1 pseudogene is annotated in these 638 nt (G+C 45.1%); it reads right to left on the bottom strand.

From position 1 onward, the window contains the following. Nucleotides 1–564: pseudogene (locus CIK04_RS31875) on the bottom strand (transporter substrate-binding domain-containing protein); the annotation flags it as partial. Between the last annotated feature and the right edge of the window lie 74 nt (nucleotides 565–638).

Genomic DNA, 638 nt, shown 5'->3' with positions numbered 1-638 from the left:
TTTCTTGATCAGTTCTAGCGCTGACAGACGATCCATCACGAATGCATCGGCGCGTCCCAAGGCGACATCATGTTCAATACCGGTATCGTAAGTCTTGATATTGATTTTGCCGTCTTTATCGTAATCGCGTAATAGCTGTCAATATTGATGCACGTAGTACCGCAACGGTTTTACCTGCAAGGTCTGCAACGCCTTTGATGCTGTCATTGCCCTTGCGTACGGTGATCTGAGCGCCGTCTACCACATATGGGTCAGCAAAAAGGTATTTGGCTTGCGCGCATTCCGTCATGGTGATTGGTTGGAAATGGTATCGATGCGACCCGTTTCAAGCAAACCAAACAGACCTGAGAAGTTTGCGGTTACGTATTCGACTTTGTAGCCATTACGCTTACCAATCTCATCCCACATATCTACTTCAAAACCTTGCAGTTGGTCTTGCTTTACAAAGGTGAATGGGAAGTAGCGGCCAGACATGCCCACTTTAACCACTTCTTCGGCAACCGCCTGAAAAGTTGCTGCAGAAAGCGCGATGGCAGCAATACTCGCTTTAATCCAGTTATTCATCTTGTGACTCCTTATCTTTATGGAGGTGACTGTTAATGTGGATTTATCTCAATAGAATAAATACTAGTTGTTAT

The organism is Vibrio sp. 03_296, assembly GCF_002265885.1.
Note: the sequence above shows the minus strand (reverse complement) of the source record. Positions and strands in the feature narration are given on the sequence as shown.